General features: G+C 66.2%; 23 protein-coding genes and 1 pseudogene. 17 read left to right on the top strand and 7 right to left on the bottom strand.

The window, feature by feature from the left end; genetic code table 11:
- Nucleotides 1-417: 417 nt before the first annotated feature.
- Entirely contained in the window at nt 418-978 is a 561-nt protein-coding gene (locus tag ACFQ36_RS01180; protein ID WP_377009743.1) for a uracil-DNA glycosylase family protein, read from the bottom strand.
- A gap of 867 nt (nt 979-1,845) precedes the next feature.
- On the bottom strand, nt 1,846-2,724 hold the full coding sequence (locus tag ACFQ36_RS01175; RefSeq protein ID WP_377009741.1) for a hypothetical protein: 879 nt from the start codon (nt 2,722-2,724) through the stop codon (nt 1,846-1,848).
- A gap of 313 nt (nt 2,725-3,037) precedes the next feature.
- Here ACFQ36_RS01175 and ACFQ36_RS01170 point away from each other — a divergent pair.
- The 4 genes and pseudogenes from ACFQ36_RS01170 to ACFQ36_RS01155 form a co-directional block, all read left to right on the top strand.
- Nucleotides 3,038-3,383: pseudogene (locus ACFQ36_RS01170) on the top strand (recombinase family protein); the annotation flags it as partial.
- Nucleotides 3,384-3,460: 77 nt separating this feature from the next.
- Nucleotides 3,461-3,586: a helix-turn-helix domain-containing protein gene (locus ACFQ36_RS01165; protein ID WP_377009823.1), complete on the top strand. Its 126-nt coding sequence runs from the start codon at nt 3,461-3,463 to the stop codon at nt 3,584-3,586.
- A gap of 218 nt (nt 3,587-3,804) precedes the next feature.
- The gene (locus tag ACFQ36_RS01160) at nt 3,805-4,041 is read left to right on the top strand and encodes a hypothetical protein (protein ID WP_377009739.1); all 237 of its coding nucleotides are present in this window, start codon (nt 3,805-3,807) and stop codon (nt 4,039-4,041) included.
- Between the two features lie 95 nt (nt 4,042-4,136).
- Nucleotides 4,137-4,298 carry a hypothetical protein gene (locus ACFQ36_RS01155; RefSeq protein ID WP_377009737.1) on the top strand — a complete coding sequence of 54 codons (162 nt, stop codon included), beginning with the start codon at nt 4,137-4,139 and terminating at the stop codon, nt 4,296-4,298.
- 184 nt (nt 4,299-4,482) lie between these two features.
- Here ACFQ36_RS01155 and ACFQ36_RS01150 read toward each other — a convergent pair whose 3' ends face one another.
- Entirely contained in the window at nt 4,483-4,962 is a 480-nt protein-coding gene (locus ACFQ36_RS01150) for an AAA family ATPase (RefSeq protein ID WP_377009821.1), read from the bottom strand.
- A gap of 1,195 nt (nt 4,963-6,157) precedes the next feature.
- On the opposite strand from ACFQ36_RS01150, the gene ACFQ36_RS01145 reads away from it, so the two are divergent.
- From ACFQ36_RS01145 to ACFQ36_RS01130, 4 genes are all read left to right on the top strand, one after another.
- The gene (locus ACFQ36_RS01145; protein WP_377009735.1) at nt 6,158-6,391 is read left to right on the top strand and encodes a hypothetical protein; all 234 of its coding nucleotides are present in this window, start codon (nt 6,158-6,160) and stop codon (nt 6,389-6,391) included.
- Nucleotides 6,384-6,776: a hypothetical protein gene (locus ACFQ36_RS01140; RefSeq protein ID WP_377009733.1), complete on the top strand. Its 393-nt coding sequence runs from the start codon at nt 6,384-6,386 to the stop codon at nt 6,774-6,776. The genes ACFQ36_RS01145 and ACFQ36_RS01140 overlap by 8 nt, the downstream gene beginning before the upstream one ends.
- A 237-nt stretch (nt 6,777-7,013) precedes the next feature.
- A complete protein-coding gene (locus ACFQ36_RS01135) occupies nt 7,014-7,406 on the top strand; it encodes a Na+/H+ antiporter NhaA (protein ID WP_377009731.1) in 393 nt (130 codons plus the stop codon).
- A 241-nt stretch (nt 7,407-7,647) separates the two neighbouring features.
- Complete coding sequence (locus ACFQ36_RS01130; RefSeq protein WP_377009729.1) at nt 7,648-7,788, top strand: hypothetical protein; 141 nt, start codon at nt 7,648-7,650, stop codon at nt 7,786-7,788.
- 52 nt (nt 7,789-7,840) lie between these two features.
- Here the strand turns inward: ACFQ36_RS01130 and ACFQ36_RS01125 are convergent, their stop codons facing one another.
- Both ACFQ36_RS01125 and ACFQ36_RS01120 read right to left on the bottom strand, forming a co-directional pair.
- On the bottom strand, nt 7,841-8,497 hold the full coding sequence (locus tag ACFQ36_RS01125) for a dihydrofolate reductase family protein (protein WP_377009727.1): 657 nt from the start codon (nt 8,495-8,497) through the stop codon (nt 7,841-7,843).
- Nucleotides 8,498-8,545: 48 nt separating this feature from the next.
- Nucleotides 8,546-9,319 (bottom strand): alpha/beta fold hydrolase, encoded by a 774-nt coding sequence (locus ACFQ36_RS01120; protein WP_377009725.1) that lies wholly within the window; start codon nt 9,317-9,319, stop codon nt 8,546-8,548.
- A gap of 356 nt (nt 9,320-9,675) precedes the next feature.
- On the opposite strand from ACFQ36_RS01120, the gene ACFQ36_RS01115 reads away from it, so the two are divergent.
- The 6 genes from ACFQ36_RS01115 (at nt 9,676) to ACFQ36_RS01090 (ending at nt 16,196) form a co-directional block, all read left to right on the top strand.
- Nucleotides 9,676-11,061, top strand: a complete 1,386-nt coding sequence (locus tag ACFQ36_RS01115; protein ID WP_377009724.1) for an MFS transporter — start codon at nt 9,676-9,678, stop codon at nt 11,059-11,061.
- Nucleotides 11,062-11,088: 27 nt separating this feature from the next.
- Nucleotides 11,089-11,865, top strand: coding sequence for an SDR family NAD(P)-dependent oxidoreductase (locus tag ACFQ36_RS01110; protein ID WP_377009722.1), 777 nt, complete (start codon nt 11,089-11,091; stop codon nt 11,863-11,865).
- Between the two features lie 32 nt (nt 11,866-11,897).
- Nucleotides 11,898-12,902 carry a sugar phosphate isomerase/epimerase family protein gene (locus ACFQ36_RS01105; protein ID WP_377009720.1) on the top strand — a complete coding sequence of 335 codons (1,005 nt, stop codon included), beginning with the start codon at nt 11,898-11,900 and terminating at the stop codon, nt 12,900-12,902.
- 53 nt (nt 12,903-12,955) lie between these two features.
- Nucleotides 12,956-13,939, top strand: a complete 984-nt coding sequence (locus ACFQ36_RS01100) for a 3-hydroxyacyl-CoA dehydrogenase family protein (protein WP_377009718.1) — start codon at nt 12,956-12,958, stop codon at nt 13,937-13,939.
- Between the two features lie 75 nt (nt 13,940-14,014).
- A complete protein-coding gene (locus tag ACFQ36_RS01095) occupies nt 14,015-14,761 on the top strand; it encodes a triose-phosphate isomerase family protein (RefSeq protein WP_377009716.1) in 747 nt (248 codons plus the stop codon).
- Nucleotides 14,754-16,196, top strand: a complete 1,443-nt coding sequence (locus tag ACFQ36_RS01090; protein ID WP_377009713.1) for a four-carbon acid sugar kinase family protein — start codon at nt 14,754-14,756, stop codon at nt 16,194-16,196. The genes ACFQ36_RS01095 and ACFQ36_RS01090 overlap by 8 nt, the downstream gene beginning before the upstream one ends.
- A 37-nt stretch (nt 16,197-16,233) precedes the next feature.
- Here the strand turns inward: ACFQ36_RS01090 and ACFQ36_RS01085 are convergent, their stop codons facing one another.
- The gene (locus ACFQ36_RS01085) at nt 16,234-16,512 is read right to left on the bottom strand and encodes a hypothetical protein (RefSeq protein ID WP_377009711.1); all 279 of its coding nucleotides are present in this window, start codon (nt 16,510-16,512) and stop codon (nt 16,234-16,236) included.
- Nucleotides 16,513-16,577: 65 nt separating this feature from the next.
- Complete coding sequence (locus ACFQ36_RS01080; protein ID WP_377009709.1) at nt 16,578-16,898, bottom strand: hypothetical protein; 321 nt, start codon at nt 16,896-16,898, stop codon at nt 16,578-16,580.
- Nucleotides 16,899-17,034: 136 nt separating this feature from the next.
- Between ACFQ36_RS01080 and ACFQ36_RS01075 the strand changes: the two genes are divergently transcribed.
- From ACFQ36_RS01075 to ACFQ36_RS01065, 3 genes are read left to right on the top strand one after another with little or no spacing between them, the layout of a single operon-like run.
- Nucleotides 17,035-18,135, top strand: a complete 1,101-nt coding sequence (locus tag ACFQ36_RS01075; RefSeq protein ID WP_377009707.1) for a DNA methyltransferase — start codon at nt 17,035-17,037, stop codon at nt 18,133-18,135.
- Nucleotides 18,136-18,195: 60 nt separating this feature from the next.
- Nucleotides 18,196-20,862 (top strand): PD-(D/E)XK nuclease family protein, encoded by a 2,667-nt coding sequence (locus ACFQ36_RS01070; RefSeq protein WP_377009705.1) that lies wholly within the window; start codon nt 18,196-18,198, stop codon nt 20,860-20,862.
- Nucleotides 20,859-24,029, top strand: a complete 3,171-nt coding sequence (locus tag ACFQ36_RS01065) for a UvrD-helicase domain-containing protein (RefSeq protein ID WP_377009703.1) — start codon at nt 20,859-20,861, stop codon at nt 24,027-24,029. Before ACFQ36_RS01070 ends, ACFQ36_RS01065 begins: the two co-directional genes overlap by 4 nt.
- Nucleotides 24,030-24,107: the final 78 nt, after the last annotated feature.

Raw genomic sequence — 24,107 nt, 5'->3', positions numbered from 1 at the left:
AACTGTCGGTCCCATTGTCAGTCGTGCGCCTCGCTGACGCTCGCCTCATAGGGCTGACGGGGGGTTGGTTACGGCAAACAAATCATAGAGGCTCACGGGAATTCACCCCCTGGGCTAGCGGATAAGGACGATGGCTGACAAGAGTAATGGGCCGCCCACATCTCCGGTAGCCCAGATATTACGGAAGCACCGTGCATGGGTTTCTCCCATCCAGTTGCTTTCAGAAGTATGGGGCGCCATGCCGTATGTTCTAACGACCCTTGAGCCGCGTTTTAGTCCGCCATCGATGAGCTCCCCGATCTTTCGAGCACCGAGCAATATGTCTGTGGACCAGTAAACTCAGCCAATGTTCGATCCGCAGCCCATTCCTCGCTGTAAACTCTGGACCCCATGTGACTGCCCCCTACATGTCCTAGATCACAGTTGCCGCAGTAATCGCTCGAACTCATCCATCACACGGGCCGTCTTCTCGCGGTTCCCCGTAGGCCCGGTCATGCGGAAGACAAAACCGCCCCAAGACGTACGGGTGGACTGCAAACCAGGCGGGCCCTCCTGGTCAAGGAGTGGCTTCACTGGTGCCTTAAACACGCAGACGACCAAGGGTACTTTCTGCGCCTCTAATGCCGCAAGAACCGCTTCCCGCCCATAGCGCTGCTCCCGGGAGCGCACAGGATCGCCCCTGCACGCGGGGCGTTTCACAAGGTCCGTGAAGCCGACCCCGGAGGCCAGTGCTGGTTCCTCGAAGAATCGGTTGCCCGAAGGCGTATCGAACAGCCCCGCCTTTACCAGACGGTTTAGCTGCATCCGCCCGTAGCTGCCTTGGTAGTAGTGGCCGAGCTCTACGCTCAATGGAGCAGGGTTTAGCCCGACGATCATGGCGCGAGGGTTCTCAGGCCACAGGTCTCTGAGCGTGAGGGTGGGGGTGCCCATCCAGTCAACCCAAGCTTGGTAGCCGACCAGGCCGGAAGCATCATCCATCGTCAGAAATGCTGGCCACCTTTCATTTCCAATAAAAATTCCATCCTATACTGGATCATTTATTGGTTTCATTCCACCGATGGCCGTTGATAGTCCTGGCCGGGACAGGTCGCCGCTGGCGCGGCTCCCCCTGCATATCCAGGAGCCCATGTGCATCCGGAACGGGGCCATGCCGGCCTTAGTGATCCCGATGGCTGTCGCCACCCGTACGCTTCCCCGGACGCTGTGCACCGGCGGGGTGTCTCTTGGAGATCAAGGGGTACCCCCACCTGGTTTCTTCCGCCTCAGCAAAACCCTAGAATCAGATGGGTAAGTGGCACTGTCATTGTTAGGGAACCAAATGAAATAGGCACTACCTTGCGTCTGCCCTTATGGACGCGGTCGTGTTACTGACGGCTGGGTGTGAGGCTCCTGCTGCTCCTGCCACTCCTAAAGTAAAGCTGACTTCTTTCCCAAATATCGTTCGCGCGGCCCGAAACGGGGCATGTAGATCGACGTCACAACCAGAAGTTGGAACTAAAGATCCGTTACTGGTCCTTCAGTTAGGATCCGCCCCGCACCCGGGCCTGAGACGGCGTCGGACGCGCTAGAGGAGGTAATCCCCGAGCTGCAGGCTCCCTTAGTTCAGCCTTCGCAAGCTCCGCTTCCTGACGCTTCAGCTTGGACAAATCCCGGGTCATCTCACCCTAGGACGCATTGCCGGCTTTCCTAGGCGGCATCTCCGGAATCTGATGCCCACATGGACAACTCGCCATTCCAATAAGTGACCCCCGCTCCAGTGGCACCAGTTGATTTACGGACCGTAGAGGCAGCCCGCCGATACAGAGCTTGTACGAGAAGAATGCCGACGGCAAGGAGAAGGAAATCTTATCGTAATGTCGACGTAGGAGTCGACGTAGGAATGCGCTCAGTTTCCGTTGGTGCGAACGTCAGACTTCGCAAATCAACGACAGACGATGCAAAGTATGGTTCTTCCTTTGGTGGCTTCCAAAGGAGGGCGGTATAGGCACAGACGAAGCTGAAGTCATCGCCATTTATGACCAAGCTTTCACTTACTTTGGCCGTGCCGGTCCGGTCGGGTCCCGCTTCGCCCCAATGCAATACCCGCGAACCCGATGACGGAACATTGCTGGCGGGCCAGTCAACGTCGCGGCAGAGCCTCTCCACGTCCAGGTCTGTCGAGGCGGATGAGCCAACTGCATAGATGCGGAGCAATATCCTCTCGGAGCTTCGCAGGGCCGCAGCCGTAGCTTCTGACGTGATGGTTACCGCACCGGATGACGATTTCACGGCCGATAAAGACAAACCGGGCATGTCCCGAGAATGCAGACTCTCGGCGCCAGTCCACAACACCTTAATCATTCCGGTGACGACCAAGAGGGCCGACAAGATTGTGACCACTGCAGTTAGCGCAGTTGCCCAGCGGCGGGTCTTTGGAATCAGAAGCAGGATGACAGGTACTGATGCGCCGACGATGACGAAACCGATGGCCCATGCAGTGCCGCGAGGATCGTTGCGGACCATCCTGCGCAGAAGATCTTCTTCTAGGCCCAGTGCCGTGAAAATCGCCACGACAACCGCCAAAGCAGCTGAAATAGCCACCCATACTCCAACAGGAGGTTTCTCTGGCGTTCCTTCATTCTTGGAAGGTTCAGTCTCCGGTGAAGAGGCTACGGTCGAATTCTGTTCCACCCTGGGACCAAGTTGGGGTGCTGTGCGGAAGATCCTGATCCTGTTCCAGAACATATGGAACCTCCTTACCGATCGGCACCAGGCGTTTGGCCTGGCCCCAGTGACAGACATCTTCCTCCGCCATATGGAAGTCCGCAATGAGTAAGGGGTAGGAAACGTCGAAGCATCGCTTCGTCACGACACACGGTTCTCCTGCACGACAAAAATGGGACCGCCCTTTATAGCGAAGGTTTCAAGAACCCGTGAACAGAGAGCCGGCCTGCTGTTGAGGCTGCTGCGCACAGTCATTCTGCCGGAAAGTGGCTGTTAATCAATTTCGGTAACTGGTCCACATGGTAAGAACCTTGGTCGTCTCCTCGACAGCTACATGCGGGCATCGACGGAGGACCAGAATACGGACGGCCAGAAGGATGTACTGATCGCCGCCGGAGTAAAGGACGATCCCCGGCACCTGTTCACCGATCGCGGCGTCAGCAGGGCCAAGACCAAGCGGCCCGGGCTGGACGCCTGCCTTGAGGTCCTGCGGGAAGGGACACACTGGTAGCCGCGGAGCTCGACAGGCTGGGCCGCTTGCTGGGAAACCTGATCGAGCTGGTCAACGAACTGGACGGCCGCGGCGTAAAATTCAAAGCTCTGGAGAATCAGGCCATCGACACCACCAGCAATCACGGCAGCTCATGCTGCACACCTTCGGCGCCCTGGCCGAATATGAGCGTGGTCTGATCAGAGAGCGGACCAACGTAGGCCTGACCGTTGCCAGGGCCCGCGGCCGCAACGGGGCCGGCCCAAGCTGCTTGACAGCCCCAAAGTGGCCCGGGCCAAGGAACTGCACGCGGCCGGCCACCTCAGCCCCAAGGAAATAGCCGACGCCGTAGGGGTATCCGTGGCCACGCTCCACCGCTACCTGGCTAAGTAGTCAGCAGCATTGGACGCAACCGGACTAGGAACAGGACAAGGGGAAAACCAGGGACTAAAACGCCCGGGCCTGTCGGAATGGAGGACAACAGGCTCCGGCATCCAGCCAGCCTCGCCGATCTGACTTCGAAAACAAATTGGACTGGAGGTGGTCCAAGATCACTCCAGGCCCTCTGGATCGCTACAGCTCCCGGCTATCGTCAGAGCATGATGCATAAGATGAGATGGTCAGACCCGGACGGCAAACTCACGCTGATTTACGAAGATGACAGCACCAGCGGTGAGATTACTGCGTCCTTGGATGAATGGCTGGAAATGGTTGTCGGAGTGCTCCAGATGATGCCGGGAAAGCTCAACGCAGATCGAAACGGATTCGCCCTCGGCCCAGTTGGCAGCGACCCGGACATGATCGGCGCATTGGTCGCCGCCAGGCTAAAGGAATCGTCTGCTCAATGAGGGACTACCGCCGGCCTACCAGACGGCGCCAAAGGCTCGGGCCATCCTGCGGGGTGGCCTTTGCCGTCTCCGGGACCGGCTGGGACTGAACAGGCATGGGGCTGCGCAAGGGCGTTCAGGACCTGCTCACCCTGCCCGCCCGATGTGCTCAAAGCCTGCTCACCGGGCATGCTCAGGGCTGGCTCAGAGATGCTCACATTGCCGCCCTCCAGCGTGTGCAGGGCCATCAGCAGATCCTCTGCATTCTGCCGGAATGACGCGGCCAGACCCTCCGCCGCATCCGCCCTGGCACGCTCCCTGGTCGGGACCTGCTCTGCTCAAGCTCCCTGATCCGTTCAGCCGTCGTCTAGTCCATTGGACCAATCACAGAGCCGAAGCCTGCTCAGCCTGACTGGACTCCGGCTCAGGGCCGGAAGGTTTCCAGCGGACCGCCAGAAAAATTCATTTACTTCCCGCGACGGCGAGGATCGCCTCTCTGTCCAGACCAAGCGACCTGCACATGGCGATGTAGTGCTTAGTATCAATTCGGTCCATGAGGTAGAAAAGCGAAGCTACTACGGCCGAGACCTCCGTAACATCGAGAGGCTTGCTAATGTCACCCTCCTCATTGTGTGAGTACGCGTGCAGATAGCGTTCGACCCAAACGCGCAACGGATCGGCTTCGAGGACACTGAGGGCTGTGCGCATCCCTCTGTGGAAGTTACCGATGTGTTCAGAATGGTGGAAGCTCAGGAAAGCTTCCACCATTCGGCGAGCAGAGTTAGGAGCCAGGGCGAGGATGTCCATCTGCTCATGCCAAGGCATCGGGCTTTCATTGACTTCCGTTACGGCTGTGGCGACTTGGCAGAAGAGATAGTGGTACTGCGATCTCAGTCGGGCGCTCTCATTCCTGTCCTTCGCCCAAGGCTCTAGGACAGGCATACGGCCAGAGGGACCACGTCGCGATTGGAGTACATAGGCGGTAGGCCAAAAATTGTTCAGGCACATTACGCGGATTTGGTTGTAATCCTGCATGCCGCGCCGGATCTCCACTCCCTTCGGCGACGGCGCATGCCCCTATTCCGTGTCCGGCACCTTACGATCCGCTGGCGCAAAGCCCAAGGTGCGAAGCTGCGCAACAGCCTCTTGGTGAAAGACTCTGCCAACACTTTCGCGGCAGACCATTGGCTCGCCCAAAGCTATCCCTTGGCATTCAGCGCCGGGACCGCCGATGCAGAGCGCCTGGCTCGTGACCCGAACGGGGTCCGACCTTCAGGGGGAAGCGCTGAGGAGCTTTATCTCCTAAAGCGAACAGCATTGTCGAAGCTTTAGCGGCCTTCTTACGCTGCCCACTGCCGTCGCCTGTTCCTACGGAACGGCGGATCTGGGTTGTTACTGCAGTACCACGATCCGACGACGGCGTCATTGACGGTGCGGAAGGGGTTGTCCTCGCCACCGTAAACCTTGCCCCGAATCCGAAAATCGCCTCCCACTATGGGGCCAGGGGGTTCAACTACTACTCTGCCAATGGCATCATGCAACGTACTTACCTCCCGCCTGAAGCACTCGTGCAGGCGCTGAAACGAAATCCGGATTTCCGTGCCCCTGCACGTCCCACCAGCCGGCGTTGGCGCCCTCGAGCCGGACGGTGACGCGCCGCTTGCCGTAGCGGTTCCAGCGGGCCGCGGTGAATCCCCCCAACAGTCATGCCCCACGGGTGTTCGTGCCGCCATCTCTGAACATGCGGCGGCAGCCAGGGGCAGTCAGGGGCAGTCAGGGGCAGCCTAGCTGGCTGGCCGCTGAATGGGCAGTCGCCCGGTCGCGCTCGGCGGCTGGAACACCTGGCGCACGTATGCGTGGATGTCCGGGTGCGTCCCCTGAAGGTTCAACGACTACTGCCCCTGATTGTACGAAGCGGTGTCATACCGGTGTCCGGGAGGGCCCGCAGCAGGGCCTTTTACGCGAGGTGCCCCCCCCCCCCCCCCCCCCCCGCGGACGACTCCTCCTTCGTCGGGGACTGTTTTCCTGAGCTAATCCTCAGCAATTTCCGAAGTTAGTCCTTGGCAAGCACCTGCATGCTGGATAAGGGGAAGCCGCCTTCGATGGCGGCGACACGGATCTGGCGGGGGGCTGGACAATGGCAGAGTGCACTGGAACGCACCGCCGGCACCAGTACGAGCACGTCCCCTCCGACGTGCTGGAGACCATGATCGTCCACGCGGAGACGAAGAAGGCCGAATGGGAGCTGTCCGCCGTCGACTGGCGCCAGAAGCTCGAGAGCGCCGACCGCCGCGTCGCCGACCACGACCCGGACATGGCCGGGATCCGCTCCGAGCTGGAGTTGCGCGCCGCGGAGCCCGCCCGTGCTTGAGTTCTGGGCCAGGTTCGGGAACTCGCCCCTCTTCACCGGCATCACCTGGGCCATGGTGCTGTCGTACCTGGTGTACTTCATGCTCATGTTCACCTACCGGATGTCGGTCAGGGGCACCCGCCGCTCCTACATGGCCGCCTCCATGCTCAACGCCCTGGGACCCTCGCTGACGGCCGGCTATCTCTTCGCCGCGGCGGTCAATATCGCCGCGGGAATGCTGGTCATCTCATTGCTCGACGCACTCATCGCCTTCTTCGTCCTGCGCTACTGGCTGACGATCAAGGATGAGAACAACTGGTGGAAGGGCCGCGGCACGAATGTCCGCCGGTGGATTCGCAGCCTCTCCCCCGGAACGAAAACCGCCCCGGCCGGCGCCGCCGGGTGACGTCCCGCTGTCCGCTTGCCCGCGGTCGCCGCCGTCCCTGTGAGGTCTGGCTGCGGCGCCCCAAACCGGCGCACAATCAGCTGCAGCCGAAGATTTTCCCCTGGAAGATCTCATCCCGAAGCGGGCCATGAAGTAATCGACCCCGGGGAGTTGCACGACTGGCTTCGCCTTGGCCCTGCCGGACACCGTGACGCTGGGAATCCTCGCCCGCCTGGCCCTAGGTAAGCTGCAAACGTCATGGCCGCCACCTGGCTGAGTGCCAGGTTCACCCGCGCCCGGCCGGGCCCTTCCCTGCGTTGGACCGGCCTGCTTTGCGTCGCCCTGCTGGCAGGCCTCGGATTCACCGAGTCGCTGCTCATCGCCGAGCTCAGCTTCGGCCTGGGCAACCCGTCCAACGGCTACGCCAATGTCGCCCTCATCCACTCCTCCCTGCTGGCCACCCTAATCCTGACCAGCCGCCACTGGCACTACCGCCGGATTGGCAGCTGGCCCATCGCGCATGCGTGTTTGCCGCACCGCCTAAACAGCGGCGTCTATAACCCAGGTAGCCCAATATTGAACACGATCCAGACGGCAGGCTTTCCGGTAGTGGCCACGCTGCCTTCTACCTGCTGGGCGGTCCCAACCTGAGATCAACTTTCAATTGGATCCGGTCCGAAACACAGCGATCGTCGCCCTATGCGGACAACCGCTATCGGCATGACCCACTGGGCTGCCGGAACACGCCGACGCGATGCTTTCCCAGGAGGCTGCACCGGCAATACTGTCCGAATCATTTGATATTCGTGGTTGTGTCCAGGCCGGTGGTCCCTTGCCGGCCTGGACAGCCCGCGGGCTGTCCTCACTTTCTGGCACTTTTAAGGAGGAGAAGATGGGTATCGTGCCGGACCGTTCCACGCTGATGGAACTGCGCCGCCTAGGATTGCGGCTGGATGAGATTGCCAAGAAATACGGTGTAGAGGAGTCAGCTGTCAGGGCAGTGCTTATGTGGAACACAGTACAGAGTTCCTAACAGTAGCCGCGGCGACGTAGGCATCGGCTGACGCAGCGGCATGTTTAGCTGTCTATCCTGTTGCGCCGGCCTGGACAAACCGCACATGGGCCACGGCGTCGGACGGAGCGAACTCGGCCAGCTCCAGCCCCGCCGGTCTGCCGTCGAGGTTCTCGAACAGCCGCTCCCCGCCGCCGAGCAGGATCGGGACCACGGCCAGGTGCAGGTCATCTACCAGCCCGGCGCGCAGGTACTGCTGTACCGTCGATGCCCCGCCGCCGAGCCGGACGTCAGCGCCGCCGGCCGCGGCGAAGGCCTGCTCGAGGGCGGCTTCGATGCCATCGGTGACGAAGTTGAACACTGTCCCGCCGTCCATGGTGACCGGAGGCCGCGGATGGTGGGTCAGGACGAACACCGGATGGTGGAACGGCGGGTTTTCACCCCACCACCCCGTCCAGTCGCTGCCGTCCCAGCCGCCGCGGACGGGGCCGAACATGTTGCGCCCCATAATGGTGGCGCCGATCCCCTGCACCCCGCGCTCGAGAAAACCGTTGTCGACGCCGGTGCTGCCACCGTCCTCGCCGATCATGCGTCGGCCAAAGGCGGTGGCGAATATCCAGTCATGCAGGCGCTCCCCGCCCACACCCAGCGGTTGCTCGGCGTTCTGGTCCGGCCCGGCGCCATAGCCGTCGACGGACACGGCGAAGTTATGGACCCGCAGCTTGGGCATCCGGTACCTGCTTTCCTTCAGGGTCCGGCGGCTTACCGGACGCGGACCTTAGTCGTGGAAGAACCCGAGGAGGAACGGCACGACGGCCTCGGGGGCCGCCGCGTGCCCCTGGCCGGGGAGGACGCCCTGGTGGCCGTCCTTGACCGAAGATGCCACTGCCGCCGCCGACGCGGCCGCCCAGTCCGGGCTGGCATCCCCGTACAGGGCGAGCACCGGCGCGGATATGCCGGCGAACCGTTCCTCGGGCACGACGGCGTCCGCGGTGAGGGTGAGATCGTAGAACAGCGTCGGGGCCAGGGCCACGGCGGCCGGCCACCACGGCGTTTGCTTGATCCCCTCATCGAAGTGGGCACCGGTGTGCCGGATGAAGGCCTCCACCGCCTGGTCCCCGTGGCCGGTATCCGCCAGGGTCTTGACCTTGTTGGCGAAGACCTGCCACGGTTCGTCCCGGCTGCGGTGGGTAAAGTACGGCGGCTCGTAGACGGCGACTTTCCCGACCGGGACCCCGGCCGCGGCGGCCTCCAGGCACAGGATGCCCCCGGAGGAGTGCCCGTACAGGTGCACCGGTCCGCCCGCGGCGCCGGCGAGCGCGCGGAGGTCCTCGATTTCGCGTTCGACGGCATAGGGCTGCGTATCGGTGCTCTCACCGCGACCGCGGCGGTCGAAGGTGATGACGGTGAAGTCGCCGGCCAGCAGCGGCACCAGGGCCGCGGCCCCCTGGCGGGCGCTCAGCGCCCCGCCCACCATGACGAGCGGGGCGCCGCTGCCGGTCTGCTCGTACGCGATGAGCGTGCCGTCGGCGGACTTGACCGTCTGGACCATAAGCGTTCTCCCGAAGTGTGCGGCCGGACGAGGCTGTTCCCCTTCTACCCCTGGACCAGCGGTTCTTCAAGGGGCAATCGGAGTTCCGCTGCGGCCGGCAGCCAGATGATCTACCTCCGGTCCCCGGGCCTGGAGCCCGGGATCGAAACGGGCTGGGTGGACGCGCAGGAGCCGGTCCGGCCCGCTGCCGGGCGACCCCGGGATTACACGATCAGTTCAGGCTTGTCAATACCCGACCATTGACTGCCCAAAGCAAGCAAACCTACCATTATTGAACTTCCATGAATCAGCGGCCTGGCCGCCAAGCAGACACGCCAGGCAAATGGCTAACCCCGGCATTGTCGCGGAGGTCCACGATGACCACGTACGGACAGCACGCCAGCGATCTAGGCGAAGTGGGCGAGCGCACGCTGCGCAGGGTCAGACGGCACATCATGCCGCTGATCGTCCTGCTGTACTTCATCGCCTACCTGGACCGGAACAACGTCGGTTTCGCCAAGCTGACCATGAGCGCGGACATCGGCCTGTCCGAAGCGGCCTACGGGCTCGGCGCCGGCATCTTCTTCCTTGGCTATGCGCTGCTGGAAATCCCCAGCAACGCCGGAATGTACAGGTTCGGCGCGCGGAAATGGATCGCCCGGATCCTCATCTCCTGGGGTATCTTCGCCACCGCCATGGCACTCGTCCAGGGCGAGACCAGCTACTACGTCATCCGGTTCCTGCTCGGCGCCGCGGAAGCCGGCTTCTTCCCCGCGATCCTGTTCTACCTCACGCTGTGGTTCCCCGCCGCGCAGCGGGTGACCGTGCTGGGCATCTTCATCCTGGCCCAGCCGATCTCCAACGCCCTGGGCGCGCCGGTTTCGGGCCTGATCCTGCTGATGGACGGCGTGCTCGGGCTGCAGGGCTGGCAGTGGCTGTTCATCCTCGAAGGCGTCCCGGCGATCCTGCTCGGCTGCCTGACCCCGTTCCTGATGACCGACCGGCCCAGCCATGCCCGGTGGCTCGCCGACGACGAGCGGGCCTGGCTGACGCAGACCATGGACGCCGAACTGGCCCACCGCCAAACCCACGGCCCGCACCACTTCCTCGCCGGCCTGAAGGACTCCCGGACCGTGGCCTACTCGGCCCTGTACTTCGGCCTGGTCTGCGGCATCTACGGCCTGGCCCTGTGGCTGCCCACGATCGTGTCCGCGCTGGGCGACTTCTCCCCCACCCAGGTGGGCTTCATCGTGATCATCCCCTACGCCATCGCCGCCGTCTGGGTCTACTACTGGAGCCGGACCTCGGACCGGACCGGCAACCGCGTCCTGTTCGCCAGCATCAGCATGTGGATGGCAGCCATCGGGCTGCTCGCCTCGGGCTTCCTCCTGGAGGTGGGCCCGGTGCTCTCGCTGGCCGCCCTGACCCTGGCAGCGATGGGCATCTACTCGGCGATCGCCCCGTTCCTGGCCATGCCGTCGACCGCCCTGGTCGGTGCGGCCGCCGCGGCGGGTTTGGCGATGGTCAACTCGCTGGGCAACCTGGGCGGCTTCGTGGCGCCCTACATCGTCGGGGTGCTCAAGGATGCCACCGGCAGCAGCCAGTCCGGGCTGGTCTTCCTGGCCGCCGTCCTGGCCATCACGGGTGTGGCCACCTTCCTCTATGCGCGCAGGCGCCCCGAAGGCCATGTCCGGCCGGGCACGCCGGCCGGTGTGGGCGAAGAAGCGGTTCCCGCCGACGACAGCAACCCTCCGTCGCTCTGAGGCGGCCCGGCAAAGGATGTGAGGCTTATGCCCGAGGCAACACCGTTTCCTGCCGAATACACCGCCGTCCTGACCGGGGCCGGGTCCAAACGCGGCATTGGCCGCGCGACGGCGGACCGGCTGGCCCGCGAGGGCTGGGCGGTCGCCGTCATGGACATCAACGGCGAGAATGCGAAGGCGGTGGCCCAGGAAATAGCCGAAGCGTACGGGGTCAAAACGATCGGCGTGGGCGCGGATGTCTCCGACCAGTCCGCCGTCAACGCCGCCGTGGATGAAGTCGAAGCCGGCATGCCGCCGGTGGTCGGGCTGGTGAACCTTGCCGGCATCAGCTCCCCCACCACATTCATGGACGAAACCGCGGAAGGCTGGGACCGGGTCTTCGCCATCAACATGCGCGGCACCTTCCTGGTGACCCAGCGCGTCCTGCGGGGCATGATCGACCGCCAGCTGGGGCGCATCGTCAGCATCTCCTCGATCTCCGCCGAACGCGGCGGGGGCACCTATTCCAAGGTGGCCTACAGCGCATCGAAGGCGGCCATCATCGGGTTTACCCGCGCCCTGGCCCGCGAAATGGGCGTGCACAACATCAGCGTCAATGCCGTGGCCCCCGGCCCCATCGACACGGACATCATGGGCGGCACGCTGACCGGCGAGCGCAAGGCCGAAATGTCCGCAGGCACGATGCTGGGCCGGGTCGGCCAGCCGGAAGAGGTGGCGGCCCTCATCGCGTTCCTGCTGAGCCCGGACGCCGGCTACATCACCGCGGCGACCTACGACATCAACGGGGGCCTGCAGGTTTCCTAGGGAACGGTCCACCGGATCAGGAGGGCGGACGGATGGCCTACACGGCGGAGGACTGGCCGATCACTGCGGCGCTGCTGCAGTTCCCGGGCGTGGACGCCGGGGGTGTGCCGATGAACGACGCCGACGCCGAGGTATGGCGCGGCGTGTTCCAGGAAATTGCCGACGCCGGGTTCGCCCATGTGGACCTGACCGACACCTGGGTGCAGCCCGGGGATCTGTCCGCGGACCGGCTGGCAGAGTTGAACCGGACGGCGGCTGAGGCAGGGGTGGGCCTGCCGGTCATCTCCGTGGTCCGGCGCAGCGTGATCGACTCGAACAACTGGCAGGAGAACCTGGACTACAGCCACCGGTCGCTGGAGGCCGGGGCGGCGCTGGGTTGCGAGGTGGTTTCCTTCGGGCTGCAGCAGGCCCTGACCCCGCAGCAGCAGGCGCAGCTGTGGTTCTGGACGGTCCCGGGCCACCAGGACCCGGTCGATGACTTCGTGACCTGGGGAAACGCGGTCTCCCGGCTGCGGGAACTGGGCCGGCACGCGGCCGAGCTGGGGCTGCTGGTGTCCCTGGAGATGTACGAGGACACCTACCTGGGCACCGCGGACTCGGCGGTCCGGCTGGTGGAGGACATCGGACTGGCCAATGTGGGGCTGAACCCGGATGTGGGCAACCTGATCCGGCTGCACCGGCCCATCGAGCCCTGGCAGGACATTTTCGCGAAGACCCTGCCGTACGCGAACTACTGGCACGTGAAGAACTACTCCCGGGACGAGGACACGGCCCGGGACATGTATGTGGCAATGCCCGCCCCAATGGAGAGCGGGCTGATCAACTACCGCGAGGTGTTCGCGATGGCCCTCAGGAACGGCTTCCAGGGCATCATCTGCACCGAGCACTACGGCGGGGACGGGCTGAGCGTCTCGGCGGCCAACCAGGCCTACCTGCGTACCCGCGTGCTGCCCAGGACCGCCGACTATCCGCTGGGCACCAGCCGTGTGGCCCAGGGCCGGCAGACCCCCGCCGCCCCCGGAACCGGACAGGCCTGACCCGACCACGGCCCCGCCGCGGGCGGGGACGCAACAGCAACGGAGGCAAGGACATGGTTGACAGCCCCGCAGGCACCCCGGCCGCGCCCCGGCGGGAGGTCGCCGTCGTCGGCTCCGGCTACATGGGCGGCGGCATCGCCCAGGTCCTGGCGCTCACCGGCGCCCATGTGGCCCTGGCGGACGTGTCCGCGGCCGTGGCGCGGCAGAACTACGAGCGGCTGCTGGCCGAATCCGACGACTTCGTGGCCGGCGGGCTGTTCCCCGAAGGCGCCACCGGCATCCTGCGGGCAAACCTGTGGGCCGCCGAGGACGTCGAGCAGGCGGTGCGCGGGGCTGCCGTCATCGAAGAGGCCGTGCCCGAGGTCCTGGAGATCAAGAACGGGATCCTCTCCCGGATCGGCGCGGCCGCGCGGCCCGAAGCGATCATCGGCTCGAACACGTCCACGATCTCGATCGGGGAGCTGGCCAAGGCCGTCCGGAATCCCGGCCGGTTCCTCGGCGTGCATTTCAGCAACCCGGCGCCGTTCATCCCCGGCGTCGAAATCATCCCGCACGCCGGTACCGACGCGCCGGCCGTGGAAGCCGCCCGGCAGCTGGTGCGGGACTGCGGCAAGTCCAGCGCGGTGGTCAGGGACGTGACCGGCTTCGTCCTCAACCGGCTGCAGTTCACGCTGTTCCGGGAGGCCGCCCGGGTGGTCGAGGAAGGGATTGCCTCGGTGGAGGACGTGGACACGATCGTGCGCACCACCTTCGGCTTCCGCCTGCCCTTCTTCGGCCCCTTTGCGATCGCGGACATGGCCGGACTGGACACCTACCACTTCAGCTTCCAGTCCCTGCAGACCGCCTTCCCCGGGGAACTGGCCCCGCCCACGATCCTCAGCGACCTGGTGGAACAGGGCAAACTCGGCACCAAGAGCGGGGGCGGCTTCCTGAAGATTCCGGCCGAACGGATCCCGGATCTGGTCGCCTACCGCAACAAGGCGTATGTTCGGCTGCAAAAGCTCATCGAGGAACTGGGGCCGCCGCCGGTGGACTAGCCGGGCCGGACTATCGGTGCGTTCCGCGCTCCCGCTCCGGCGGGCGGCCGCGGTGGAGGAGGCGATCGGGCGGACATGGCTGCCGTAACCTACGTAGGTGTCAGCACCAAGATGTACCTGGGCTACCGGGACAGCCTGGCCTGGCTGAAGCAGGTGCGCACGCTGCTGCTGGCCCGCCGCGGGAGCCGCGTGCGGTCCTTCGTCGCGCCGTCCTTCCCCGTGCTGGAGAGTGCCCGGCGCCTGCTCGAGGACACCGGGGCGGTCCTCGGAGCGCAGGACTGCAGCTGGGGCGACGGCCCGCTGACCGGGGAGGTCAGCGCGGGCATGCTGGCGGAACTGGGGGTGGAACTGGTGGTCCTGGGGCACGCCGAGCGCCGCCGGCTCTTCGGCGAGGACGACGCCGTCGTCGCCCGCAAGCTGCGCGCCGCCGTCGGTGCCGGGCTCACCCCGCTGCTGTGCATCGGCGAAGCCGAGGAACAGGGGGCCGCAGCGGCCGCGGACTTCTGCCAACGGCAGGTGCTCTCCGCCCTGGCCGGCAACGAGGCCCTGCTGGGCAGGCTGATCCTGGCCTACGAGCCGGTGTGGGCCATTGGTGCGGACGCGCCGGCCGAACCGGATTACATCAACGAGGTGGTGCTGCGGCTGCGCGGGCTGCTGGGGCACCGTCCGGTCCTCTACGGCGGCAGCGCCGGACCGGGGCTGCTGCCAAAGCTGTCCGAGGTGGACGGATTGTTCCTCGGCCGCTTCGCACACAACCCGGAAAATTTCGGGCTGGTCCTGGACGAAGCCGCCGGCCCCGGAAGGAACGCCTCCCATGCTTAGCAGTGAACTCCTGTCGAACTATCCGCCGGAGGTACAGATCCCCGCGTATGCCGTATCGGACGTGGTGGCCGCCTCCGGCCGCACCCTGGTGGTGCTCGACGACGACCCGACCGGCACGCAGTCCGTGGCCGACCTGCCGGTGCTCACCGGCTGGGAAGTGGAGGATTTCCGCTGGGCGCTGGCCCAGCATGCACCGGCCATCTATGTGCTGACCAACAGCCGCAGCCTCGACCCCGGGCACGTGGGGCAATGCAACCGGGAGGTGGTGACCAACGCCCTGGCTGCCGCAGGCAGTGCCCCGCTCGGCTTCGTCAGCCGCAGTGATTCGACCCTGCGCGGGCACTATCCGCTGGAGCCGAACATCATCGCCGAGGTACTCGAAGAGGTGTCGGGGGACCATATTGACGGCGTGGTCATTGTCCCGGCCTTTCCCGAGGCCGGCCGCGTCACGATCGGGGGCGTGCACTATGTGCGCGGGGACGGGGACGTCCTCACCCCCGTGGCCGAGACCGAGTTTGCGCAGGATGCGACCTTCGGCTTCCGCAACTCCGAACTGGCCAAGTACGTGGAGGAAAAGTCCGCGGGACAGTTCCCGGCGTCCGAGGTGATTGCCCTGGACCTGAACACCGTCAGGGGCGGAACGGGCCGGATTGCCGACGCCCTGGTCCCCGCACGCGACAGCACGCCCATCGTCGTGGATATCGTCACCGAAAACGACCTGCGCGCCCTGGCCCTGGGCCTGGACGAGGCGGAACGGCGCGGCCAGAAGCTGCTCTACCGGGTGGGTCCGCCCTTCGTCAGGGCCCGGATCGGGCAGGAGCCCCGCCCGCCGCTCACTGCCGCGGAGGCCTATGCCGGCACCCTTCCGGCGTCGTCCGGCGGCCTCGTTGTGGTCGGCTCCCATGTGGGGCTGACCACCCGGCAGCTGCACCGGCTCACCGAAAACCACCCGCTGTCCCGGATTGTCGAAATCCAGGTGGAGAACCTGCTCAAGGACGAGAAAACGGCGGCCGCGGAACTGGACACGGCCGCCGACACCGTGGTGGCCGGCCTGGCGGAGGGCGACGTGGTTGTGCACACCAGCCGGGTGCTGGTGAAGGCCGGGGATCCGGCCGAAAGCCTGCGCATCGCCCGGACCGTCTCGGCCGCCGTCGTCGACGTCGTGCAGCGCACCCTGGCGCGCAAGCCGCCCCGCTTCGTCATCGCCAAGGGCGGGATCACCTCCTCCGACGTCGCCCGGCACGGCCTGCAGATCCGCCACGCCATGGTCCGCGGCCCGATGCTCCCGGGCGTGGTCTCGCTCTGGGAGCCCGTGGGAGGACCGGCGAAGGGCATCCCGTACGTCGTCTTCCCGGGCAACGTCGGCAACGACGCGGGACTGCTTGACGTCGTCCGAACCCTGAGCAGCCACCCGGCGCCGACCGGCACTTTATGACGGGCCGCGGTATCGACTTCGGCGAATTGGGCTCCAGCTACATGAGACCGACAAAGGCCAGGGAATCCTCGAAGTAAATCGGAATGTAGAGGACAAAGACAAGTGCCCGCAGCAAGTATGTGTCTACGAAATTCGAAACGGCGTCCCATCTGCGCCGGACACCTCCCTGGCGATTGAGGGACGAGACCGGCTTCCGGGAGAAACGTTCGAGGTATTCAACCACTTCTTTCGCTTCATCCCACGCCTCCGTAAAGTCCGCAAGGTTGGTCATGACGTGGAAGAGCAGGCTGAGGATTTCGCAGGCGATTTCGATCATGGCCACGATGTGTGCGGCAAGGATCGGTTCCCTCCCCATATGCCGCGGGCGGCATGCGCCGACCGTTAACGGCCAGGGCCGTCCTCCTGTATCCGGCCTCCGAAACCTTCGATGCTGCGCTTGATCCAACTGCGATGCAGTTCGGCCACGAGGATGTCCAGGAAGGGGACATTCGAGCGGTGCATTGCGAGAATCCTCACCTGCGCATCCACAACCCAGCCGGTTGGTCGTTGGATGCCGCCCCTCAGTTCCAGCGCCATGGCGCCAAGGAAGAGAACGCCTTCCAGAGCATCCGGGTCAAATCCCCCGGGAGCATTGCGCAGGCCTTCAGCGGCAAAGCCGACCTCCTCGCAGTCGTAGAAGTCCTCGTAGCTGTCCGTATTCATGGCAGGCTCCCCTCAGATGACAGCGACGCCCGCTATCCCTGCGCTCAATGTGTACGGACACCGCCGGCGGGCCCACCACGTCACCCGTCCCCACCCGATTTCCCCCACTCCGCGAGGCCATGGGCAGAATGTCTTGGTGAACTACGAGCAGGTGTTCTGCGGGGATGCACCCGCAGTGATGTCGGAATTGGCCGGGAGCGGCCTGCGGGAGCAGGTGCGCCTGGTTTATGCTGATCCGCCGTTCAATACGCGAAGAGACCACTACCGCTTTCGAGATCGCCGGAGCGATTCCGCTTGGACGGACCTGATTGAACGAACGGCCTCCGCCGCCCGAACGCTGCTGCGGCAGGAGGGAAGCTTCTGGCTGCACATCGATGACCAGCAGCTAGGTCCGGCACGTGCCGCCTGCGACACCGCGCTCGGCCGGGATAACTACATAGGAACCGTGGTCTGGGAAAAGACCCGCCGCCCCAGCTACCTGCATCCGCATCTGGCCAGCACCACGGATTTCCTCCTGGTCTACGGGAAAGATGCGAGGAAGCTGCGGCCCTTCACGTCCGGTACCTCCCAACCCGGAAAACGGATTCCGCTGGCACATCGTGGAAACCAGCTGGTGGACTTGTCATTTCCCGCCTCCACCGTCACGTTCAATTGCAGTGACGGAATCTACAGCGCAGGAGACCACTCGTCGCCCGGAATACCGGCCGCGCTCTTGGAAGACGTCGTGATCGTCAACGGCCGGAACCAGACGCCGCTCCGTTTGCGTCTTCCCAGCAGATACAGTCCTGCCAGAATCGAGCAACTGCTTGAAGCGAAAGCTCAATTCCTGGTGCCGAAAGTACCATTTCGTCCCTCGTACCTATCTCCCGGCGGCAAGCCCAAGCTGGTCCAAAACCTATGGTCGTGGCAGTCCGATCCGGAGATGCCCACGAACGAAGATGCCTACAAGGAGCAGGGGCGCACCTTCGCGAAACCGTTTCCTGGAGCCAAGCCTGTCGGATTAATCCGAAGGATCATTGAACTGGCCACCGAGGACGGCGACCTGGTCCTGGACCCGTTTGGAGGATCGGGAACGACCGCCGTTGCCGCCCTGGAAACCGGGCGCTCGTTCATCCTCGTCGAGGAACGTGCAGACATCGTCAATGAATACATTGGGCCGCGCCTGGAGGCATTCGGGCGAGTCCCGGCAAGCGCCGTCACACAGGCCCGCGTCCCGGGTCCTGTCCCCTGCCCGTGATAGAACCGAACCGGAAGCGCTCCCGGCCCCGCACCGTCGGGACTCATTTTTGGGGGATGGATGAGAGTTGAATTCGGCTGGTTCCTGGACCGTGCCCCGTGGGCGTTCACCTCGCCCGGGCTGAACGCGGTCCGCGTGGGGCGGGAGGGGCTGACGCAGCTGCTCCAGACACGGCTGGGCATCACCCGGCCGCAGCCGGTTGACTCCCACATCACCCGCATCCAGCAGTACGTGGCCCGGCTGCAGGCGGCGGATACGCCGGACGCCTGGTTCCACCGGTCCTTCGCGGTGGATCGGTGGTCCACGGCGCAGGAGCTGCTGCGGGCCCGGGATGAGCTGGTGGCCAACGGCTGGGACGGGACCCTGCCGGACGGTCAGGTTTCCGAACTGCTGCGCTGCCTGGCCGGACTGGAACACTTGGAGCTGCCGCTGGATGCGGCGCTGGTCGATGACATTGCCGCCCTGCCGGAGGCGCTGGACTCGCCGCTGCCGCTGGGCATTTCCGTCATCGAACTGCAGCATCCGCTCGGCACGCTGCCGGCAATCTGGCGCCGGATCCTGGCCAAGCTGGAATCCCGCGGCGTGCGGATCACCGAGCCGGAGGACGGGTTCCGGAAGGCGCCGAGGATCACCGTGCTGGAGGCCGAGACCGAGTGGGAGGCGGCCGAGCACGCGGTGCGCTGGCTGGCGGCCGGCGGCACCGAAAACCCCGGCGGAACGGGAGGCACCGCCGTTGTTGCCTCCCGGCCGACCGGCGTGCTGGACCAGTACCTGGCCGGGCACGGACTGCCGCGCATCGGCGTGGGCGGCAAGTCGCCGTGGCGGGCGCAGGACCAGATCATCCCGCTGTTCCTGGAGGTGATCTGGGGCCCGGTGAACGTGCAGCTGCTGGGCGAGTTCCTCTCCCTGCCCGTGTTCCCGGGCCCGGTGCGGGCCCAGGCCGCCCGGGCGCTGCAGAAAGCGCTGGCCCGGGAGCCGGGAACCGGCGGCCCGGCCTGGCAGCGGGCGCTCCAGGAGATCGCCGAAGATCCCGAGCTGGGCCCGGAGCTTGCCGCCGAGCTGGACGGGCTGTTCTCGGCCGGGCTGCTGCTGGAGGACAACGGCGTCTCCGGCGCCGACCTCGCCGGCAAATGCGCCTGGCTGGCCAAGCGCCTGAAGGTGCTGGCCCCGTTCAACGAATCGCTAACGGGTACGGCCGAGCAGCTGCAGACCCTGCTCTCCCTGGTTGGGGCACTGCCGCGGGTGTCCCGCCGGGACCTGCGCCGCATGGCCTCCTCGGTGGTAGCGGAGACATCCAGCCCGCTGGCCGCGGCGGAGGCCTCGCCGTGGCTGCGGCTGAACCACCTGTACGAGCTGATGGACGACGTCGACGACGTGCTGTGGTGGGGTTTCCAGGCCGGCACCATCTCCCCCGGCCGCCGCTGGGACGATGGCGACCGGCGGGCGCTGGCCGGCATCGGCGTCCACCTGCCCTCGGCCGGGGACCTCGCCGCCCTGACCGTGGCGCAGACACTGGCCGCCGCGCGGCGCTGCCGGAACCTGCTCATTGTCCAGGTCCGGCAGCAGGACGGCGAGCGGGTGGACGGCAATCCGCTGCTCGAGGCCCTGGTCGCGGACCAGCCGGAGGAGACCGGCCCGGACGGGGCGCCGCTGCCTGTCGCGGACAGGGTCAAGGACCGCAAGCGGTTCCCGGAGGACCTGCTGGACGGCGGCGCCTGGGAGCTGGCCGGCCGGCAGTCCCGGCTGGTTCCGGTAGAGGCGCGCGAAACCGCGCCGCCGCCGTCGTCCTTCGATCTGGGCCCGCGTCCGGACCTGGTGCCGGAGACGCTGTCCTTCAGCCAGCTGTCCACCCTGGTCGGCTGCGCGCTGGCCTGGGTGCTGGAGAAGAAGGTGAAGCTGCGGGTGGCGGAGGCCGACGAGGTGCCCACGGGCAACCGGATGATCGGCACGTTCACGCACAAGGTGGTGGAGGAACTGCATCAGGACCTCGCCAAAGCGCTGCAGGCCGTGCCAAGCACAGGGCAGATCGATGCGAAGATCGACCAGCTGCTGCCGCGGATGGCCTCCGAGCTGCTCCTGCCGGGCCAGCAGAGCCGGCTGAAGCACCTGCGGGCCGTGGTGCAGGAGACCGTGCTGAAGTTCTTCAAGACGCTGAGCAGGGCCGGCGTCCTGATCCAGGAGATGGAGCGGAGCTTCGAGAGGCCGCTGGTCCTGGATGTGGACGGCACCGAGGTGACCATACCCGTCGACGGCAAGGCCGACGTCGTCGGGATGGATGCCGAGGGCCGGCGGGTGGTGGTGGACCTGAAGTGGACCAACGCGGCCAGCTACCGGGTCAAAGAGGTGCGCGAGGGCCAGGCGGTGCAGCTGGCGCTGTACCAGTGGGCGCTGGACGACGGCGGCGCGGGGCCGGAGGCACCGACCGCCTACTACCTGCTCAAGCAGGGCACGTTCGCCTCCACGCACGAGGTGTTCGGGAACCCGCTGGAGGCGGCCCAGCCGCCGGCGCAGCTGTGGCAGAAAACCGTGGCGGCGGCGTCGTTCTCGGTCACCGAGGTGGTCAACGGGCGGGTCACTGCCGGCCCCCGGCTGGATGCCGAGCGGGCGGCGGCCGGCGGGCCGGCCGGGGAGGAACTGGCCGAGGCCGGCGGCCGGCTATACGGGAAGCCGCCGTGCAATTTTTGTAACTTCGCCACGCTGTGCGGGCTCAAGGGGGACTTTTCGTGAATGCGCTGGCGAACGTCACCATGGTTTCGGCCAGCGCGGGCACCGGCAAGACGTACCGGCTGACCCAGCTCATCGCCGGGAAGATCGCCTCCGGCGTGCCGGCCTCGGGCATCATGGCCACCACCTTCACCAAGAAGGCCGCCGGCGAGCTGCGCGAGCGCATCGCCGCGAAGCTGCTGGATGCCCCGGACGGGGACCAGGACCCCATCCGGCTGCGCGACGCCGCCCAGCAGCTGTCCGTGAGCCTGATCGGCACGGTCAACAGCGTCTGCGGCCGGCTGCTGACCGAATACGCGATCGACGCCGGCCTCTCCCCCGCACTGGAGGTCGTTGCCGAGGAGGAGCAGTCCGGAATGTTCCGGCTGGCCACCGACGGGGTGCTCGCCGAATATGCGGACCGCATCCTGCCGATCGCGCGGCGCCTCAGCCAGCTCGACGACGACGGCGGCTGGGATGCCACCGTGCGCCGGATCTGCGACGCGGCGCGGAACAATATGCTGGGCCCCGCCGAACTGGCCGGGTGCGCGGAGCGGTCCTGGCAGGGGTTCCGCCAGCTCCTGGATGAGCCGGCGGCCGCCGACGGGCGGGCGGACTGGCTGCGGCAGTTCCGCAAACTGCTGCCCGAGCTGGTCTCCGTGGCGAAGACCGGGACGGACGCCGCGGGCAAGGCGGTCAAGACAACGGCGGCGAACTTCGCCGGGAAGTGGCCGGGCATCAGCGACCGGGTCAACGCGCTCGGCGCGCCGGAGGACATCACGTGGGAACAGTGGCGCGGCATCGTCCCGTCCGGCACTTCCGCGTGGATTGTCCGGCACTTCCAGCCCGCCACGGACGCGGTCCGGGAGGGGATGCTGGCCAACCCGGCCTTCCACGCCGACGTCGAACGGTTCATCCGGCTGGTCTTCGAATGCGCCGCCGACTGCCTGGACACCTACGCCGAATTCAAGCGCCGGCACGGGCTGATGGACTTCGTGGACCAGGAAACCCTGGTGGTCTCGCTGGTCCGGGACAATGAGGCCTTCCGCGATTCCTTCCGGCAGCGGGTCAAATACCTGGTGGTGGACGAGTTCCAGGACACCAGCCCGCTGCAGCTGGAACTGTTCCTGCAGCTGAGCCGGCTGGTAAACGAGTGTGTCTGGGTGGGCGATCCCAAGCAGGCCATCTACGAATTCCGCGGCACCGACCCGGACCTGATGAACGCCGTCGTCGCCGGTGTCGGGCACACCGAACGGCTGCACGAATCCTGGCGCTCGCGGCAGGCGGTGGTGGATCTCTCCAACGCAGTGTTCGAGCCGGTCTTCGGCGCCGCCGGGATGCCCCGCGAATCGGTACACCTGGACCTGCCCCCCGCCCACGCGGACCGGCCGCACGGCACCCTCGAGGCCTGGACCCGGGAGCAATCGAACGAGGGGAAGCGGCTCGCCGCCACGGCCGCCGGCGTCGCCGACCTGCTCGCCCGCCGTCCCTGCCTAAAGCCCGCCGACGTCGCCGTCCTGGCCCGTTCCAATGCCGACGTCGCGGCCCTGGCCGCCGCGCTGGGAGCCTTGGGCATCCGTACCAGCACCAATCCGAATTCCCTCTTCGCCGCCCGCGAGATCCAGCTGGCCCGGGCCGCCATGGCCTTCGTCGCCGATGCCCGGGACACCGTGGCGCTGGCCGAAATCGTGGCGCTGCACCCCGGGCACGGCGCGCATGCCGACTGGCAGCGCACACTGCTGGGCGCTGCGGTGCCCGCCGACGTCCTCGACGCCTGGGCCGCGGACCAGGTGGCCGCGTCGCTCGCCGGACTGCGCGAACGCGCCGGCCGGGCCACGCCCACCGAGGTCTTCGAGGAGGCCGCCAGCCTGCTCGGGCTGCCGGACCTGATCAAGTCCTGGACCGCGCCGGCCACCCGGCTGCGGAACCTGGACGCCTTTCGTGCCTGCCTGAACAACTACTACGAATCCTGCAAGGCGCTGAAGAAACCGGCCACCCTGCGCGGCTGCCTGCGCTTCCTGGCCGAGGAGGAACAGCAGGGCGCCGAGAACTCCGGCGACGACGTCGTCCACGTCATGACCTACCACAAGGCCAAGGGCCTGGAATGGCCGGTAGTGGTCATGGAGAGCCTGGACAAGGGCGTCCGCGGCAGTGCCTTCGGGGCCGCCGTTGAGCCGGCGGCCAGCTTCGACGCCAGCAATCCGCTGGCCGGACGCTGGATCCGGTTTTGGCCCAAGCCCTTCCCGAACGGCGGCTCCCCGCTGGACGAGCGGGCCAAGGCCTCGGTTGTGCAGGCCCGCGCCGAAGAGCGCGAACGCCGCAACCAGTCCCGGCTGATGTACGTGGGCATGACCCGTTCCATCGAGACCACCGTCCTGACCGCCAAGACCGCCGTTCCTGCCGGGTTGAACCTGCTGGGCGTTCCGGACCTGCTCTCCTGGTCCGGAAACGGCGACGACGGCGCCATCCACGTTGCCGGCGCCGGGCCGCTGCCCGCCGCTGTCCACTCCTACGAGCCCGGCGAGCCGGGCGCGGAAGCCGGGAACACCGCCGTCGTCCGCTACACGGACGCCGCGCCGCGTGTTTCCGGCGTGGCCTACCCGCCCGCCCGGATCCGGGCCAGCAAGCAGTCCTCCGACGCCGGCGACGCCGGGGTGCTGGAGAAAGTGCGCCTCGGCGAGCGGCTCGTCGAGCACGGCGCCGAACGCTGGGACGCCGTCGGCTCCGCCATCCACGCCTACCTCGGCACCGCCTACGACACCCTCTCCCCCGACGGGCAGCTGGGCCTGGCCAAGCAGATCATCGACCGCTGGAACGTCGGCGACCACGTCACCGCGGACATCCTCGTCACCTCCGGGGACCGCCTGGCCGGATTCCTGGCAGATGCCTACCCGGGCGCCGCCCTGCTGCGGGAAGTCCCGATCGGCTGGCGCAACGGGGACAACCAGGTCATGGAGGGATGGATCGACCTGCTGGTTCAAACCCCGGCGGGGTACGTGCTGATCGACCACAAGAGCTACCCGGGGACGAACCCGGCCGGGCACATTCGGGAAAAGTACCTCGGGCAGCTGGAGGCCTACCGCGAGGCCGTCCTGGCGGCGACCGGGACGCCGGTGGTGGAGACGCTCATCCATTTGCCGGCGCTGGGGACGGTCTACCAGGTCCTTCCCTCGTCCTCAACCCGTTCATAAACCATCAAGACCAGGGACGGAAGCTGGGAGCCGGCAACCGGCGAAGCCGAAATTTCCGCCGGCCCCATGAAGCTACTC

Origin of the sequence: Arthrobacter sp. GCM10027362, from assembly GCF_042679445.1 — a bacterium.
GTDB lineage: Bacteria > Actinomycetota > Actinomycetes > Actinomycetales > Micrococcaceae > Crystallibacter.
The sequence above is the reverse complement of the archived record's forward strand: the minus strand, read 5'-3'. Positions and strand labels throughout refer to the sequence as shown.

What these genes read in the sequence shown, in the direction of transcription:
- ACFQ36_RS01180 (WP_377009743.1), bottom strand. Translation starts at nt 978, where the DNA reads ATGGATGATGCTTCCGGCCTGGTCGGCTACCAAGCTTGGGTTGACTGG.
- ACFQ36_RS01175 (WP_377009741.1), bottom strand. Translation starts at nt 2,724, where the DNA reads ATGTTCTGGAACAGGATCAGGATCTTCCGCACAGCACCCCAACTTGGT.
- ACFQ36_RS01160 (WP_377009739.1), top strand. Translation starts at nt 3,805, where the DNA reads ATGAGATGGTCAGACCCGGACGGCAAACTCACGCTGATTTACGAAGAT.
- ACFQ36_RS01155 (WP_377009737.1), top strand. Translation starts at nt 4,137, where the DNA reads ATGGGGCTGCGCAAGGGCGTTCAGGACCTGCTCACCCTGCCCGCCCGA.
- ACFQ36_RS01150 (WP_377009821.1), bottom strand. Translation starts at nt 4,962, where the DNA reads ATGCCTGTCCTAGAGCCTTGGGCGAAGGACAGGAATGAGAGCGCCCGA.
- ACFQ36_RS01145 (WP_377009735.1), top strand. Translation starts at nt 6,158, where the DNA reads ATGGCAGAGTGCACTGGAACGCACCGCCGGCACCAGTACGAGCACGTC.
- ACFQ36_RS01135 (WP_377009731.1), top strand. Translation starts at nt 7,014, where the DNA reads ATGGCCGCCACCTGGCTGAGTGCCAGGTTCACCCGCGCCCGGCCGGGC.
- ACFQ36_RS01130 (WP_377009729.1), top strand. Translation starts at nt 7,648, where the DNA reads ATGGGTATCGTGCCGGACCGTTCCACGCTGATGGAACTGCGCCGCCTA.
- ACFQ36_RS01125 (WP_377009727.1), bottom strand. Translation starts at nt 8,497, where the DNA reads ATGCCCAAGCTGCGGGTCCATAACTTCGCCGTGTCCGTCGACGGCTAT.
- ACFQ36_RS01120 (WP_377009725.1), bottom strand. Translation starts at nt 9,319, where the DNA reads ATGGTCCAGACGGTCAAGTCCGCCGACGGCACGCTCATCGCGTACGAG.
- ACFQ36_RS01115 (WP_377009724.1), top strand. Translation starts at nt 9,676, where the DNA reads ATGACCACGTACGGACAGCACGCCAGCGATCTAGGCGAAGTGGGCGAG.
- ACFQ36_RS01110 (WP_377009722.1), top strand. Translation starts at nt 11,089, where the DNA reads ATGCCCGAGGCAACACCGTTTCCTGCCGAATACACCGCCGTCCTGACC.
- ACFQ36_RS01105 (WP_377009720.1), top strand. Translation starts at nt 11,898, where the DNA reads ATGGCCTACACGGCGGAGGACTGGCCGATCACTGCGGCGCTGCTGCAG.
- ACFQ36_RS01100 (WP_377009718.1), top strand. Translation starts at nt 12,956, where the DNA reads ATGGTTGACAGCCCCGCAGGCACCCCGGCCGCGCCCCGGCGGGAGGTC.
- ACFQ36_RS01095 (WP_377009716.1), top strand. Translation starts at nt 14,015, where the DNA reads ATGGCTGCCGTAACCTACGTAGGTGTCAGCACCAAGATGTACCTGGGC.
- ACFQ36_RS01090 (WP_377009713.1), top strand. Translation starts at nt 14,754, where the DNA reads ATGCTTAGCAGTGAACTCCTGTCGAACTATCCGCCGGAGGTACAGATC.
- ACFQ36_RS01085 (WP_377009711.1), bottom strand. Translation starts at nt 16,512, where the DNA reads ATGATCGAAATCGCCTGCGAAATCCTCAGCCTGCTCTTCCACGTCATG.
- ACFQ36_RS01080 (WP_377009709.1), bottom strand. Translation starts at nt 16,898, where the DNA reads ATGAATACGGACAGCTACGAGGACTTCTACGACTGCGAGGAGGTCGGC.
- ACFQ36_RS01070 (WP_377009705.1), top strand. Translation starts at nt 18,196, where the DNA reads ATGAGAGTTGAATTCGGCTGGTTCCTGGACCGTGCCCCGTGGGCGTTC.